The 14303-nt window shown below is 70.7% G+C and carries 14 protein-coding genes and 2 tRNA genes; 7 read left to right on the plus strand and 9 right to left on the minus strand.

What is annotated here, in order from left to right; genetic code table 11:
- Positions 1 to 182: 182 nt before the first annotated feature.
- Positions 183 to 443 (minus strand): cell division protein CrgA, encoded by a 261-nt coding sequence (gene crgA / locus BM385_RS12760; protein ID WP_019432154.1) that lies wholly within the window; start codon positions 441 to 443, stop codon positions 183 to 185.
- Between the two features lie 109 nt (positions 444 to 552).
- Here crgA and BM385_RS12765 point away from each other — a divergent pair, with 109 nt between their 5' ends.
- From BM385_RS12765 to BM385_RS12790, 6 genes are all read left to right on the plus strand, one after another.
- A complete protein-coding gene (locus BM385_RS12765; protein WP_019432155.1) occupies positions 553 to 1290 on the plus strand; it encodes a DUF881 domain-containing protein in 738 nt (245 codons plus the stop codon).
- 91 nt (positions 1291 to 1381) lie between these two features.
- Entirely contained in the window at positions 1382 to 1564 is a 183-nt protein-coding gene (locus BM385_RS12770) for a hypothetical protein (RefSeq protein ID WP_019432156.1), read from the plus strand.
- On the plus strand, positions 1564 to 2217 hold the full coding sequence (locus tag BM385_RS12775) for an aminodeoxychorismate/anthranilate synthase component II (RefSeq protein ID WP_093843115.1): 654 nt from the start codon (positions 1564 to 1566) through the stop codon (positions 2215 to 2217). Before BM385_RS12770 ends, BM385_RS12775 begins: the two co-directional genes overlap by 1 nt.
- On the plus strand, positions 2214 to 3392 hold the full coding sequence (locus BM385_RS12780; protein WP_019432158.1) for a class E sortase: 1179 nt from the start codon (positions 2214 to 2216) through the stop codon (positions 3390 to 3392). The genes BM385_RS12775 and BM385_RS12780 overlap by 4 nt, the downstream gene beginning before the upstream one ends.
- The gene (locus BM385_RS12785; RefSeq protein WP_093843116.1) at positions 3376 to 4152 is read left to right on the plus strand and encodes a class E sortase; all 777 of its coding nucleotides are present in this window, start codon (positions 3376 to 3378) and stop codon (positions 4150 to 4152) included. The genes BM385_RS12780 and BM385_RS12785 overlap by 17 nt, the downstream gene beginning before the upstream one ends.
- Positions 4153 to 4340: 188 nt before the next feature.
- Positions 4341 to 5537, plus strand: coding sequence for an MFS transporter (locus BM385_RS12790; protein ID WP_367889596.1), 1197 nt, complete (start codon positions 4341 to 4343; stop codon positions 5535 to 5537).
- A gap of 7 nt (positions 5538 to 5544) precedes the next feature.
- Here BM385_RS12790 and BM385_RS12795 read toward each other — a convergent pair.
- Positions 5545 to 5617 (minus strand) — tRNA-Ala (locus BM385_RS12795).
- A gap of 142 nt (positions 5618 to 5759) precedes the next feature.
- On the opposite strand from BM385_RS12795, the gene BM385_RS12800 reads away from it, so the two are divergent.
- Entirely contained in the window at positions 5760 to 6320 is a 561-nt protein-coding gene (locus tag BM385_RS12800) for a helix-turn-helix domain-containing protein (RefSeq protein WP_019432166.1), read from the plus strand.
- A 154-nt stretch (positions 6321 to 6474) separates the two neighbouring features.
- On the opposite strand, the gene BM385_RS27130 is transcribed toward BM385_RS12800, so the two are convergent.
- The 7 genes from BM385_RS27130 to recF form a co-directional block, all read right to left on the minus strand.
- Positions 6475 to 6618, minus strand: coding sequence for a DLW-39 family protein (locus BM385_RS27130; RefSeq protein WP_019432167.1), 144 nt, complete (start codon positions 6616 to 6618; stop codon positions 6475 to 6477).
- Between the two features lie 164 nt (positions 6619 to 6782).
- Positions 6783 to 6856 (minus strand) — tRNA-Ile (locus BM385_RS12805).
- 69 nt (positions 6857 to 6925) lie between these two features.
- Complete coding sequence (locus tag BM385_RS12810) at positions 6926 to 7471, minus strand: DUF3566 domain-containing protein (RefSeq protein ID WP_019432169.1); 546 nt, start codon at positions 7469 to 7471, stop codon at positions 6926 to 6928.
- Positions 7472 to 7584: 113 nt separating this feature from the next.
- Entirely contained in the window at positions 7585 to 10197 is a 2613-nt protein-coding gene (gene gyrA, locus BM385_RS12815) for a DNA gyrase subunit A (protein ID WP_093843117.1), read from the minus strand.
- 50 nt (positions 10198 to 10247) lie between these two features.
- Positions 10248 to 12305: a DNA topoisomerase (ATP-hydrolyzing) subunit B gene (gene gyrB / locus BM385_RS12820; protein ID WP_019432171.1), complete on the minus strand. Its 2058-nt coding sequence runs from the start codon at positions 12303 to 12305 to the stop codon at positions 10248 to 10250.
- Between the two features lie 280 nt (positions 12306 to 12585).
- A complete protein-coding gene (locus BM385_RS12825; RefSeq protein WP_078575804.1) occupies positions 12586 to 13215 on the minus strand; it encodes a DciA family protein in 630 nt (209 codons plus the stop codon).
- Positions 13151 to 14281 carry a DNA replication/repair protein RecF gene (gene recF / locus BM385_RS12830; RefSeq protein WP_026047151.1) on the minus strand — a complete coding sequence of 377 codons (1131 nt, stop codon included), beginning with the start codon at positions 14279 to 14281 and terminating at the stop codon, positions 13151 to 13153. Before recF ends, BM385_RS12825 begins: the two co-directional genes overlap by 65 nt.
- Positions 14282 to 14303 lie beyond the last annotated feature (22 nt).

Genomic DNA, 14303 nt, shown 5'->3' on the forward strand with positions numbered 1-14303 from the left:
CTTACTTATCCACAGGCCGGATCAGGTTGTGCACACCCGGTAGCCGACCGCGCCGCTTCGCTGTTTCCGCAGGTCAGCGGCGGTACGACCGGGGCGCCCTACCGGCCCGCCGGGGCGGTCGGCACGGGTTATCCACAGCCCATCCGATGATCACTGTGGATAACCCGGGGCCTGCCTTCCGGTCACTTCCACTGCGTCGAGACGACGAACCCCACGGCGATGAACCCGAAGCCCACCACGATGTTCCAGTTGCCCAGCGCGGCCACCGGCAGTTCCGCCTGCGTCACGTAGAAGAGCACGATCCACGCCAGACCGATGACGAACATCGCCAGCATCAGCGGAGCCACCCAGCGACGGCCACCCATGTCGAGCTTGGTGCTCTCCTTCTTCTCCGGCGCGTGGAAGGCGGCGTCCTTCTTCTTCCGGATCCGGGACTTCGGCACGAGGGACTCTCCTGTCGATCGTGCGGCGGCTGGGGCGCGCACAGCGGTGGGATCGTCAGCTAGCGTAGTGCTTCCACGGCCGATACAGGAGACCAGGGGTGGGAGTGGGATGCGTGTGAACCCGATCCGTCCCGCCCGCCTCGGCACCATAGCCGTCTTCGCGCTCGCCGGTCTCCTCTTCTGGGTCAGCTTCAGCGTCTCCGGCGGCAGCAACATCCGCACCGACGACTCCCTGCTCCAGATGTCCGACCTCATCAGGGAACGCGACCGCGACAACGCCCGCCTCGAAGCCGACGCCGCCGAACTGCGCGCCGAGGTCGACGCCCTCACCAAGCGCGAGAGCGGCGCCGACCCGGCCGGCAGCGAACGCCTCGCCCGCGCCGAGGACGCCGCCGGCCTCACCGAGCTGACCGGCGACGCCCTCACCGTCACCCTCACCGACGCCCCGCCGGACGCCGTACCGCTGCTCCCCGGCATCCCCGACCCGCTGCCCAACGACCTCGTCATCCACCAGCAGGACCTCCAGGCCGTCGTCAACGCCCTGTGGGCCGGCGGCGCCGAGGGCATCCAGGTCATGGACCAGCGGCTCATCTCCACCAGCGCGGTGCGCTGCGTCGGCAACACCCTCATCCTCCAGGGCCAGCTCTACTCCCCGCCCTACACCGTCACCGCCGTCGGCGACCGCGACGCGCTGCGCGCCGCCCTCGACGAGGACCCCGTCATCCAGAACTACCGCGCCTACGTGGACGCCTACGGCCTGGGCTGGAAGGTCGAGGAGAACGAGGACCTCACCCTGGCCGCCTACAACGGTTCCACCGCACTGCATTACGCCGGCCCCACCGAATGACCTGATCCACTGAAGGGCGCCCGCCGCCCGTCGTACCCTTGGGGCACGCGGCGCCGCCGCGCGGAGCGGGACACGAAGGAGAAGCGACGCCATGTACGGCTGGATCTGGCGGCACCTGCCGGGCAACACGCTGGTGCGCGCGCTGATCTCCCTGGTGCTCGTGCTCGGGGTCGTCTACCTGCTGTTCAGCTACGTCTTCCCCTGGGCCGAACCCCTGCTCCCGTTCAACGACGTGACGGTCGACGACCAGCAGGGACAAGGGGCAGCCGGCTGATGAACGCACGCATTCTGGTCGTCGACAACTACGACAGCTTCGTCTACAACCTCGTCCAGTACCTCTACCAGCTCGGCGCCGAGTGCGAGGTCCTGCGCAACGACGCCGTCCGCACCGCCGACGTCACCGCCGACCGCTACGACGGCGTCCTGCTCTCCCCCGGCCCCGGCGCCCCCGAACAGGCCGGGGTCTGCATCGACATGGTCCGGCACTGCGCACAGCGCGGCATCCCCGTCTTCGGAGTGTGCCTGGGCCTCCAGGCGATGGCCGTCGCCTACGGCGGCGTCGTGGGCCGGGCGCCGGAGCTGCTGCACGGCAAGACCTCCGAGGTCGAGCACACCGGCGGCGGCGTCTTCGCCGGGCTGCCCTCCCCGCTCACCGTGACCCGCTACCACTCGCTCGCGGTCGCCGAGGGCACCGTCCCCGAGGTGTTCGAGGTCACCGGCCACACCCAGGGCGTCGTCATGGGGCTGCGGCACCGCACCCTGCCGGTCGAGGGCGTCCAGTTCCACCCCGAGTCGGTGCTCACCGAGGGCGGCCACCGCATGCTCGCCAACTGGCTCACCGTGTGCGGCGATCCGGGCGCCGTCGAGCGCTCCCACGGGCTGGCACCGGTCGTCGGACGAGCCGGCCGGCAGGAGCCCGCGGCGTGACCGACGGGCGTGGGGGCGAGGACGGCACCTGGTACCCCGGGGAGGACGCCTACTACCCGCAGCCGCCCCACCCGCCCCACGGGCACCAGCCGCAGCCGCAGCCCTACCAGGACCCGTACGCCGGCTACCCGCCCCCGTACCAGGACACCCCGTACGACAGCGGCCCCGCCGACCCGCAGACCGTGGGCCTGCGCCCGCCGGCCGACCTGCGCCCCGACGAGGCCGCCACCACCGTCCTGCCGCCCGTCCCCGCCGAGGAGAGCCCCGCCGGGCCCGCCCCGCTGCCGCCGCCCGGAGAAGGCCGCGCCGCCCGGCGCAAGGCCGCCAGGGCCGCCGGCCGGCACGGCGCCACCGACCGCCCCCCGGCGCGCCCCGACGCCCCGGCCACCGGCCCCACCGGCCCCACCGGGCCGCCCGAGACCGGCGGCCGGGCCGCCCGCCGCAAGGCGGCCAAGGCAGCCGCCAAGGCCGCCAAGCAGACCGGCACCGCCATCAGCAACGTCATCGGCGAACTGTTCATCACCACCGGTGTGCTGCTGATGCTGTTCGTCGTCTACCAGCTGTGGTGGACCAACGTCGAGGCCCGCGCGCACGCCAACGGCCAGGCCGACTCCCTCCAGGAACAGTGGGACCGCGCCGAGGCCGGCGAGGCGGACGAGGACGAGGACCGCGAGCCCGGCGTGTTCTCCCCCGGCGAGGGCTTCGCCATCATCTACCTGCCCACCCTCGACGTCCGCGCCCCCATCGCGGAGGGCGTGGACCCCAAGGGCGTCCTCGACAAGGGCATGGTCGGCCACTACACCGCCGAGGACCGGCTGCCCACCGCCATGCCCTGGGACGAGGAGGGCAACTTCGGCCTCGCCGGCCACCGCAACACCCACGGCGAGCCGTTCCGCTTCATCAACAAGCTCGAACCGGGCGACCCCATCGTCATCGAGACCGAGAGCACCTACTACGTCTACGAGATGGCCTCCCGGCTCGACTCCACCTCCCCGTCCAACATCGCCGTCCTCGACCCCGTCCCCGACCAGGGCGGCTTCACCGAACCCGGCCGCTACATCACCCTCACCACCTGCACACCGGAGTTCACCTCCACCTACCGGATGATCGTCTGGGGGCAGTTGACCGAGGAGCGTCCCCGCAGCGAAGGAAAACCCGATGCCCTCGTCGACTGAGACGCAAGAGACCGCCCCGGACCCGGAGCCCGCACCCGGCCCGGAGCCCGCGGCGAAGCCGGCCCGCGGGATACGCACCCGGGTCGCGTTCGCCCTCTCCGTCTTCGGCGAACTCCTCATCACCGGCGGCATCGTCCTCGGGCTCTTCGTCGCCTACTCGCTGTGGTGGACCAACGTCGTCGCCAACCAGGAGGCGTCCCGCGCGAGCGACGCCGTGCGCGACCACTGGGACACCGAGGACGCCGGCCCCGAGGACCCGGTGACCTACGACCCCTCCGACGGCATCGGCTTCCTGCACGTCCCCGCCATGACCAATGACGAGATCCTGGTCAAGGAGGGCATCGACCTCGGCACCCTCAACGGCGGCGTCGCCGGCTACTACGACGAGCCCATCGAATCCGCCATGCCCTGGGACGACGAGGGCAACTTCACCCTGGCGGCACACCGCGACGGCCACGGCGCCAAGTTCCACAACATCCACAAGCTCACCGACGGCGACGCGATCGTCTTCGAGACCCGCGACACCTGGTACATCTACCGGGTCTACGCCGTACTGCCGGAGACCTCCAAGTACAACACCGCCGTCCTGGAACCCATCCCCACCGAATCCGGCGCCACCGAGGCCGGCCAGTACATCACCCTCACCACCTGCACCCCGGTCTTCACCTCCCGCCACCGCTACATCGTGTGGGGCGAACTGGAACGCACCGAGCCCGTCGACGACCAGCGCACCCCACCCGCCGAACTCACCACGGCCTGAACCGCACCGCCCCCGCGCCACGAGGGCGTACGCGTACGGCCGTTTCTTCCGCACCGGGACCCGACGTGACAGAGACCTCGAAGCCGGCGGACCCGGGCCCCACGGTGTCCGTCTCCGCTCCCTTACGGCGGCACCGCCCCTTCCTGCTCCTCGCTACCGAACAGGCGGCCGGATCGGTGGGACGACAGGTGACCGCACTCGCGCTGCCGCTCCTGGCGATCAACGAGCTGAACGCGGGCCCTCTCGGCGCCGCCACCCTGATGGCGCTGACCTATGTACCGGGCATCGTCCTGAGCCCGTACATCGGCGTGGCCGTGGACCGCGCGCGGCTGCGCCGGATGCTGGCCCTGCTGACGGGCGTTCAGGTACTGGTGCTCGGCAGCGTCCCGCCGGCCTTCGCCTGGTCCGCACTCACCTGGACGCACCTCTTCACCGTGGCGTGCGTGTCCGGTGCCCTGACGGCCACGGTGTCCGTCGCGCTCCAGTCGGCACTGCCCCGGGTGGTGAGCCGTGAACAGCTCATGGCGGCCAACTCGGTGCTCACCGGCGCCAGAACCGCGGGCATGATCGGCGGGCCGGCCCTGGGCGGCGCCCTGATCGGCATCACCGACCCCGCGTCCGCGCTCCTGGTGGAGTGCGTGGCGTACACGCTCGGCGTGCTGCTGTTCCTCGCCCTGCCCGCCGCTCTCAACGCCCCCGCGGCCACCGGCGTCACCGAGGGCTCGCGCCGGGAAGCGCTCCGCGAAGGGCTGGCGGTCCTGCGGCGCGAGCCCCTGCTCCACCGCCAGGCGCTCGCCGCCGCGGGGCTCAACCTGGGCGGGGGCGCCGCCGGCGCGCTGTTCATCCTCTACGCGACACAGGAACTGGCCCTGCCCCCGTGGCAACTCGGCACCGTCTACACGGCCTACTCCGTCGCCATGGGCGCCGGCGTCCTTGTCGCGACCCCCCTCACCAAGGCACTGGGCCTGGGCCGCACCACCCAGTGGTGCGCGGCGGGCGCGGCCGGGGCGCTGTTCCTCATCCCCGCCGCCTCGCTGGGGTTGGCCTTCCCGGTCCTGCTGCTCTACGAGATCCTGTTCGGGCTTCTCGCCACGGTCTGGATCATCGCCATGACCACCGCCCGGCAACTGGTCACTCCGACACATCTGCTGGGCCGGGTGAACGCGTTCCTGCAGGCGGTCCTCACCTCGACGCTGCCCGTCGGCGCGCTGGTGGGCGGGGCGCTGGCCGCCTGGACCGGCATCGTGCCGGTCCTGATCGGCGCCGCGGTCGTGGCCTCGGCCGGCGCGGCGAGCCTGTGGTTCCCGGGGACGGACAACCCGGTGGTGACCCCCGATACGCGAACAGCTCCCCCGGACTGCGCGGACGCAGGCCGGGGGAGCTGATGGGACGTGGAGCCTAGGAGAGTCGAACTCCTGACATCCGCCATGCAAAGACGGCGCTCTACCAACTGAGCTAAGGCCCCGCAGGCCGATCGGCCACGGCCTAGCGTACCCAATCTTCCCACCGGAAACCGACCGGGTATCGCCCCGCGCCACCTCGCTCCGTAGGATGACGCGCAACTTCGCTCACGTGAAGCGATCAGGGGAGAACAAAGGGGAGACACGATGGACTCAGCGCAACAGGAGGCCACCGAGAAGGCGAGAGAGCAGCAGACCACCTGGTACGGCGAGCCGCTCGGCACGCTCTTCCGCCGGCTGATCGCCGACCTCGGCCTCAACCAGGCGCGGCTCGCCGTGGTCCTCGGCCTCTCGGCGCCCATGCTGTCCCAGCTGATGAGCGGGCAGCGGGCGAAGATCGGCAACCCCGCCGTCGTCCAGCGGGTCCGTGCCCTCCAGGAACTGGCCACCGATGTGCGCGCCGGCCACATGAGCGCGGCCGAGGCCACCGCCGCAATGGAGGAGATCCGCCGCAACTCCGGCGGAAACGTGCTCGGCGACCGGGCCGGCACCGTCCGCTCCGGCTCGCTCGGTATCCCCGCCAACCCCACCAAGCGCGTCGTCCGCGAGATCCAGGCCCTGCTCCGCTCGGTCTCCGACGCCACCGAGATCCAGAGCGCATCCCGGCTGCTCGCCGACAGCCACCCCGAACTCGCCGAGTTCCTGCGCATCTACGGCATCGCCCGCACCCGGGAGGCCGTCGAGCACTACGAGAGCCACCAGGGCTGACGCCCGGCCCCGGGCCCGCCCCACCCCGCGGCGGAGCCCGTGCCGGGCCCCCAGCGGCCCGCACGGCCCGCTCCACGCCCACGACACCGTTCCCCCGGCACACCACGGGCCCCCGACCGCGATCAGCGGTGGGGGCCCGAAAGTTTGACGGGAGTCAGACGCCCGCGGGAGCGGAGTCGGCCGGAACGGTGTCCGTGGCCTCCGTCCACAGGTCGTCCTCGGCCTTCTTGGCCTGGAGCTGGCGGTACACGAGGAGACCACCGACGGTGGCCAGTGCGACCAGGAGGAGCTTCTTCACCGCGCTACCTCGTCCTTCTTCGACGTGAACGAATCATCCGCCGCCCGATGATACCGAATGAGTACGGCCGACGGCTGCTGTCAAGGGGACGGCGCGGGCCGGACTTCCCCTCCCCGGTACGCGGAACGGCCCCGGTCACAAAGACCGGGGCCGTTCTCTGCCGGTGGGGCTAACAGGACTTGAACCTGTGGCCTCATCCTTATCAGGGATGCGCTCTAACCATCTGAGCTATAGCCCCTCGCGCACGGCAAGGTTAGCGCATCCCGGCCCCGCTTCCCAAATCGGTGTGCGGGACCCTGAACTGCGGTTACTCGTCCTCCGCCAGAGTGACCTCCACACCGCCGACGAAGCCCGCCGACAGGTTGTAGATGAAGGCCCCCAGCGTGGCCAGCGCGGTGGCCAGCACCACGTCGATCACCGCGATCAGCGTCGTGAACATCAGCACCCGCGGCAGCGACAGGAACGCCTCCAGGTCGAAGCCCGAGCCGTCCTCCGAGCCGGTCGCCTCGATGATCACGTCACCGATGGAGGAGAAGACCCCCATCGCGTCCATGACCATCCACAGCACCCACACGGCGATGATCGTGCAGATCCCGATCGCTATCGACAGCAGGAAACTGACCTTCATCACGGACCACGGGTCGGCCTTGGCCACCCGCAGCCGCGCCTTGCGGGTGCGCGGCACCGTACGGGCGCCGGTGCGCGGCCGGCGCACACCTGCCCCGTCGGTACCGCCGCCGCCCTGCTGCGGTCCCACCGACGGGGCCCCGCCCGGCGGCGCCGGGTAGGCCTGCGGCGGGTGGTACGTCTGCCCGTCCTGTGAGTAAGGATCCACCGGTCTGGCGCTGGTCATCGTGGAACCCCCACGAGTCGTCTCTTCCTGGGACGGCCCGGCGGACTGTGGCCCGGCCTCACTGCTCGTACCGCTCGTACCGCCCTGCGCGGCGCCCGCGGCACCCCTCACACCTACTCCTCGTCGCTCGTGACCGGGCCCAGGCCGCTGTCGACGCCCTCGGCGTCCTCGCTGGCCTCGACCTCCTCAGCCTCCCGGCCCGCCTCGGCGTTGCGTGCGATACCGACGACGGCATCCCGCTTCCCGAGGTTGATGAGCTGGACGCCCATGGTGTCACGACCGGTCTCGCGCACCTCGTTCACCCGGGTGCGGATCACGCCACCGGAGAGGGTGATCGCCAGGATCTCGTCGGTGGCCTCCACCACCAGCGCGCCGACCAGCGAACCGCGGTCCTCGACGATCTTCGCCGCCTTGATGCCGAGCCCGCCGCGGCCCTGCACCCGGTACTCGTCCACCGGCGTGCGCTTGGCGTACCCGCCGTCGGTGGCCGTGAACACGTACGTCCCCGCCCGCACCACGTTCATCGACAGCAGCTCGTCACCGGGGCGGAAACTCATCCCCTTCACACCGGAGGTCGCCCGGCCCATCGGCCGCAGCGAGTCGTCGGTCGCGGTGAACCGGATCGACTGCGCCTTCTTGCTGATCAGCAGCAGATCGTCGTCCGCCGACACCAGCTCGGCGCCGATCAGCTCGTCGTCGCGACCGTCCTCCATCTCCCGCAGGTTGATGGCGATGACCCCGCCCGAGCGCGGCGAGTCGTAATCCTTCAGTGCCGTTTTCTTCACCAGACCCGACTTCGTGGCCAGCACCAGGTACGGCGCCGCCTCGTAGTCCCGCACCGCCAGGATCTCCGCGATCCGCTCGTCGGGCTGGAACGCCAGCAGGTTCGCCACGTGCTGCCCGCGCGCCTCGCGGCCGGCGTCCGGCAGTTCGTACGCCTTGGCCCGGTACACCCGGCCCTTGTTGGTGAAGAACAGCAGCCAGTGGTGCGTGGTGGAGACGAAGAAGTGGTCGACGATGTCGTCCTCGCGCAGCTTGGTGCCGCGCACGCCCTTGCCGCCGCGCTTCTGCGCCCGGTAGTCCACCGTCTTGGTGCGCTTGACGTAGCCACCGCGGGTGATGGTGACGACGATGTCCTCTTCGGCGATCAAATCCTCGATGGACATGTCACCCTCGAACGGCACCAGCGCGGTACGCCGGTCGTCCCCGAACTTGGCGACGATCGCCGCCAGTTCCTCGGAGATGATGGTGCGCTGCCGCTCGGGCGAGGCCAGGATCGCGTTGTACTCGTCGATCTTCGCCTGGAGTTCGTCGTGCTCGGCGGTGATCCGCTGCCGCTCCAGGGCGGCCAGCCGGCGCAGCTGCATCTCCAGGATCGCGTTCGCCTGGATCTCGTCGATCTCCAGCAGCCGCATCAGACCGCCGCGCGCCACATCGGCCGTGTCCGAGCGCCGGATCAGCGCGATGACCTCGTCGATGGCGTCCAGCGCCTTCAGCAGACCGCGCAGGATGTGCGCCCGCTCCTCGGCCTTGCGCAGCCGGTAGCGGGTACGGCGCACGATCACGTCGATCTGGTGGCCCACCCAGTTGCGGATGAACGCGTCCAGCGACAGGGTGCGCGGCACCCCGTCCACCAGCGCCAGCATGTTGGCGCCGAAGTTGGTCTGGAGGTCGGTGTGCTTGTAGAGGTTGTTGAGCACCACCTTGGCGACGGCGTCCCGCTTGAGGACGATCACCAGCCGGCGGCCGGTGCGCGAGGAGCTCTCGTCCCGCACGTCCGCGATGCCGCCGACCCGGCCGTCCTTCACCAGGTCGGCGATCTTCAGCGCCAGATTGTCCGGGTTGACCTGGTACGGCAGCTCGGTGACCACCAGGCACTGCCGGCCCTGGATCTCCTCCACCGCCACCACGGAGCGCATCGTGATCGAGCCGCGCCCGGTGCGGTACGCCTCCTCGATGCCCTTGCGGCCCACCACCAGCGCGCCGGTCGGGAAGTCGGGGCCCTTGATGCGCTCCATCAGGGCCTCCAGCAGCTCCTCGGAGGTGGCCTCCGGGTGCTCCAGGTACCACTGGGCGCCGGCCGCCACCTCGCGCAGGTTGTGCGGCGGGATGTTGGTGGCCATGCCGACCGCGATGCCGGCCGAGCCGTTGATGAGGAGGGAGGGGAACCGGGACGGCAGGACGGTCGGCTCCTGGTTGCGGCCGTCGTAGTTGTCCTGGAAGTCGACGGTCTCCTCGTCGATGTCCCGCAGCATCTCCATGGCCAGCGGCGCCATCCGGCACTCGGTGTACCGCATGGCGGCGGCCGGGTCGTTGCCCGGGGAGCCGAAGTTGCCGTTGGAGTCGACCAGCGGCATCCGCATCGCCCAGGTCTGGGCGAGGCGCACCAGGGCGTCGTAGATGGAGCTGTCACCGTGCGGGTGGTACGTACCCATCACGTCGCCGACGACGCGGGCGCACTTGTAGAAGCCGCGCTCGGGGCGGTACCCGCCGTCGTACATCGCGTACAGCACCCGCCGGTGCACCGGCTTGAGGCCGTCGCGCACGTCGGGCAGCGCGCGGGAGACGATCACGCTCATCGCGTAGTCGAGATACGAGCGCTGCATCTCGGTTTCGAGCGTGACCGGCTCGATGCGCTGGGTGACTTCCTCTTCGAGCACCGCGGCGGGGTTCTCGACGACGGGGGAGTCCCCGCCGTCCGAGGTGGGGGTGATGTCGTCGGCCATGACTGAAGTCAGATTCCTCTCAGCTGCTCAAACTGCCAGGTGGGGTGCGCTCAGATGTCCAGGAACCGGACGTCCTTGGCGTTGCGCTGGATGAAGGACCGCCGGGCCTCCACGTCCTCGCCCATGAGGATGGAGAACAGGTCGTCGGCGGCTGCCGCGTCGTCCAGCGTCACCTGGCGCAGCACCCGGTGGGCCACGTCCATGGTGGTCACCCGCAGTTCCTCGGCGTTCATCTCGCCCAGACCCTTGAACCGCTGGATGGAGTCCTCGCGGATGCGCTTGCCGCGCTCGCGGCCCAGCAGGACCAGCGAGTCGCGCTCGCGGTCGGAGTAGGCGTACTCGAACTCGTCCCGGCCCCACTTGATCTTGTACAGCGGCGGCTGGGAGAGGAAGACGTGGCCGGCCTCCACCAGCGGACGCATGAAGCGGAAGAGGAGAGTGAGCAGCAGGGTGTTGATGTGCTGACCGTCGACATCGGCGTCCGCCATCAGAATGATCTTGTGATAGCGGAGCTTCTCGATGTCGAAGTCCTCGTGGATCCCGGTGCCGAACGCCGAGATCAGCGCCTGGACCTCGGTGTTCTGGAGGACCTTGTCGATCCGGGCCTTCTCCACGTTGAGGATCTTGCCGCGGATCGGGAGGATCGCCTGGAACTGCGGGTCACGGCCGGCCTTGGCGCTGCCGCCCGCCGAGTCGCCCTCCACGATGAAGATCTCGCACTTGGCGGCGTCGTTCGACTGGCAGTCGCTGAGCTTGCCCGGCAGCGAGGCGGTCTCCAGCAGGCCCTTGCGGCGGGTGAGGTCACGCGCCTTGCGGGCCGCCACCCGGGCGGTCGCGGCCTGGATGGACTTGCGGACGATGTCCGCCGCCTCGGTCGGATTGCGGTCCAGCCAGTCGGCGAAGTGCTCGTGCACGATCTTCTGCACGAAGGTCTTCGCCTCGGTGTTGCCCAGCTTCGTCTTGGTCTGGCCCTCGAACTGCGGCTCGCTGAGCTTGATCGAGATGATCGCCGTCAGACCCTCGCGGATGTCCTCACCGGTGAGGTTGTCGTCCTTCTCGCGCAGCAGCTTCTTGTCCCGGGCGTACCGGTTGACCAGCGCGGTGAGCGCCGACCTGAAGCCCTCCTCGTGGGTGCCGCCCTCGTGGGTGTGGATGATGTTCGCGAAGCTGTAGACACCCTCGCTGTACTGGGTGTTCCACTGCATGGCGATGTCCACCGAGAGATTGCGCTCGGGGTCCTCGGCGTCGATCTCGATCACCGAGGGATGCACCGGCTCGCCCTTGCGGGAGTTGAGGTGGCGCACGAAGTCGGCGATGCCGCCCTCGTAGTGGTACGTCACCGAGCGCGGCTTGTCGTCGTCCTCGGCGGTCGCCGAGTCGGCGCCCGAGGTCTGCTTCGCCGCCGCGCGCTCGTCGGTGAGGCTGATGGTCAGGCCCTTGTTCAGGAACGCCATCTCCTGGAACCGGCGCGAGAGCGTCTCGAACGAGTAGTCCGTCGTCTCGAAGATGGAGCCGTCCGCCCAGAAGGTGACCGTCGTCCCGGTGTCCGGCACCTCCTCGTGCTGCGCGAGGGGGGCGACCGGCACGCCCAGCTCGTACTCCTGCGTCCAGCGGTGGCCGTCCCGGCGGATCTCCACCGCCACCTTCGTGGACAGCGCGTTCACCACCGACACACCCACGCCGTGCAGACCGCCGGACACCGCGTAGCCGCCGCCGCCGAACTTGCCGCCGGCGTGCAGCACGGTCAGCACCACCTCGACCGCGGGCTTGCCCTCGGAGGGCACCATGCCGACCGGGATGCCACGGCCGTTGTCCACGACCCGGACCCCGCCGTCGGCCAGGATCGTCACATCGATCCGGTCCGCGTGGCCGGCCAGCGCCTCGTCGACCGAGTTGTCGACGACCTCCTGCACCAGGTGATGCAGACCACGCTCACCGGTCGATCCGATGTACATGCCCGGCCGCTTGCGGACCGCGTCCAGACCTTCCAGTACCGTGATCGCGCTGGCGTCGTACGACGCACCACCGTCCGCCGGCACACCGAGCGCGACCTCCGGCTCTTCACCGGGGGTCGGGATGTTCTTGTTGGAATCGCCGGAATCGGCCACGAAGCGCCCTTTCTGGCACAGCGCGAGCCGTCTGCGTTCCCACAGAAACGGCTGCGTCGTTCGACATGGTCCGCACAGCACGGATCCCACCCAGTCTACCGCTAGCGCCAACCTCGATGGCGGTTTGCCGGGCCCTGAGTCCGCATGTGCCGCCCTGAACTGGCATCCCCCGACTCCCCATATGCGGCCCAGGGGCCGCATCCGCTCCAGGCGGCGCTCAGCGCCTTCGCCTGTCAACCCACAGCGACGTGACCGGCATCACATCGCGCACCCCCCGGACCTACCCGTACGTGTCCCCAGGACCCCGGCTCCCGGGCGCCCGCAACCGGCCCCCACCGCCCTGCCGAGGCGGCCCCCCGGGACCCAGCACCTTGATCAACCGCACCGAATCCCGGCCCACATCCGCGTTCAGCTTCCGCAGCACCTCCGAGGCCATCCACCGCAACTGCGTCGCCCACGCCGTGGAATCACAGCGCACCGACAACACCCGCTCCGCCTCGTCGAACGACAACGGCACACAGTGCGCGGCGATCTCCGGCCCCACCAGCTCCGGCCACCGGCCCATCACCCCGCCCACCGCCAGCGGAACCTCCCAGCCGCGCTCCACCCGCAGCCGCTCCACCGCCGCCCCCAGCAGCAGCGGATCCCGCCCCCCGGGACGCGCCCCCGACCGCAGCCCGCCGCCGCGCCGCGCCTGCCGCCGCTGACCCGCCTGATCACCGCGCTCCCGCGCCCGCGCCTTCGCCGCCCGCAGCGCCACCCGCGCCAGATCCACCCCCGACGGCTCCGGCGCCTTCTGCGATTTCGACGGCTTCGCCGGTTCCGGCTCGCGCGGCTCTTCCTCGCTACTCACGCTCAACCCGCCCACCGGACACCGCGAACCGCGCCCCCGCCAGCACCGCCGGCACATCCTCCGGCACCGCCGCCGTCACCAGCACCTGCTCACCACCCGACACCAGCCCCGCCAGCCGCTCCCGCCGCCGCGCGTCCAGCTCCGCGAACACATCGTCCAGCACCAGCACCGGCTCGGGCCCCTCCTGCCGCAGCAGCTCGTACGCCGCCAGCCGCAACGCCAGCGCCAGCGACCACGACTCCCCGTGACTCGCATAACCCTTCGCGGGCAACTCCCCCAGCCGCAGCACCAGTTCGTCCCGGTGCGGCCCCACGAGCGTCACCCCGCGCTCGATCTCCCGCTTCCGCGCCTCCCCCAGCGCGGCCAGCAGCACCCCGTACAACTCCTCGCGCCCCGCCGCGTCCACCGGCTCCTCGACGGCCGCCGCACGGTACTCAAGACCCACCGGACCACCCGACGGCGCCAGCTCCTCGTACGCCTTGTCCGCCAACGGGCCGAGCGCCGCCAGCAGCCCCAGCCGCTGCCCCCACAACTCCGCGCCCGCCCGCGCCAGATGCTGATCCCACACGTCCAGCGTCGTCAGATCCACCCCACGGCCACCGTGCCGCCGCGCCATCGCCGCCGACTTCAGCAGCGTGTTCCGCTGCCGCAGCACCCGCTCGTAGTCCGACCGCACCCCCGCCAGCCGCGGCACCCGCGCCGTGACCAGCTCGTCCAGAAACCGCCGCCGGTCCCCGGGATCGCCCTTCACCAGGGCCAGATCCTCCGGCGCGAACAGCACCGTCCGCACGATCCCCAGCACATCGCGCGGACGCACCTGCGACGAACGGTTGATCCGCGCCCGGTTCGCCCGCCCCGGATTCAGCTCCAGCTCCACCAGCTGCCGGCGGTCCCCCTCCACCACCGCGGCCCGCACCACCGCGCGCTCCGCGCCTGCCCGTACCAGCGGCGCGTCCGCGGACACCCGGTGGCTGCCCAGCGTCGCCAGATAACCGACCGCCTCGACCAGATTCGTCTTCCCCTGCCCGTTCGGGCCCACGAACGACGAAACGCCCGGGCCGAGTTCCACCTCGGCCCGGGCATAGGACCGGAAGTCGGCCAGCGACAGATGCGTCACATGCACAATGCGCCCCCGCCGGCCCGAC

It is taken from the genome of Streptomyces harbinensis (genome assembly GCF_900116145.1).
GTDB classification, from domain to species: domain Bacteria; phylum Actinomycetota; class Actinomycetes; order Streptomycetales; family Streptomycetaceae; genus Streptomyces; species Streptomyces carpaticus.